This is a genomic window from Parendozoicomonas verongulae (assembly GCF_009711465.1).
GTDB lineage: Bacteria > Pseudomonadota > Gammaproteobacteria > Pseudomonadales > Endozoicomonadaceae > Sansalvadorimonas > Sansalvadorimonas verongulae.
The window spans coordinates 805-1,935 of record NZ_SMME01000674.1; the positions used below are offsets into that span (position 1 = coordinate 805).

A 1,131-nucleotide genomic window follows, 5' to 3' on the forward strand; every position below is an offset into this window, starting at 1 on the left:
CAACGGACAGTTGTTGTGCTGGCATTGAGTTGGTGAGAGTTAATCCGGTTTTTTGTGTTTCCACCCGGCAATGCACGAGTTGGTGTTCGCTTGTCCTGTCTATGATGCAGGATGTTGCTTCATGGGGATGGATATGTGTGCTGTCCGCAGTTTGAATAGTAATGTCACCTGTAGATATCACATCAAGTGGGTGTAATTGAATAGAGCGAACTGGTTTACTTTTAACTTTTACTGCAAAGGCACCAGATGAGGGCAGGCCGATCACTATGCAGAGACTGGTGGCAATAAAATTCAGCCTGAAGACCATTCCTATCCTTCCCGCATAAAGAACAAAGAAGATAGCAACGTAGATGGCGACCTTTGATTATGCTGTTTTATACGGCGGTGGTCGCTTACCTCTGGATAGGTTAGTTATCTCCTGACCTGAGTGAGGCTCTGGAACTGAAATTACCTGACATCATGCAGCCGGACATCGGTGGTTATATTGCCTGCCGATCAGGTGAATGGACATAAAGGTGAGTCACTTCTGCTGCTATAACGGCATACAAAGCTTCTCACGTGCGGAGCGGATGAGTGTGGAGCCACTATAATCCGCATCCACATACTCGTGTTTCGGTAGCAGTTTTTCACCATCCTGATGAATCAGATCTTTCATGATGATCTGTTAACCAGGGTCTTCCTGAGCTTGCGGCCGGTAGGAAATCCTGGCCCAGAACAACGCTATTGGCGGTGCAAAATGTACTGACCATATAAATGAGGCCGAGCCGGTTTTTTCTGTCTCAGGAACTTCAAGCCGTTATCCCAGTAATGGTGACAACGGCTCCTTCAGTTGTTTGTTGAAGGCCTCCGGATTCTGCAGGATGTATTACTCAGGGTCTGGGTTGTTTGAATGTGTGGCTGGCTGATCGCTCACTTTTGTTCTTTATATGGGGAAGAATGGAATGGTCTTCAGACTGAACTTTGTTGTCATCAGTCTTTGCATAGTGATCGGTCTGTCCGCATCTGCCACCTGTGCAATGGAAGACAAGAGTCGATCTCTTCACCTTATTCCGTTACAGCCATTAGATGTAATGTCGACAGGCAGCATTGACATATACCCTGCAGACAGCACACATATCTATCCCCATAAAA

The 1,131-nt window shown here is 46.6% G+C and carries 1 protein-coding gene; it reads right to left on the reverse strand.

All coding sequences use genetic code 11. The features are described from left to right. On the reverse strand, positions 1 to 307 hold a 307-nt coding region (locus E1189_RS25055), incomplete at its 3' end, for a hypothetical protein (protein ID WP_230460072.1). Positions 308 to 1,131 lie beyond the last annotated feature (824 nt).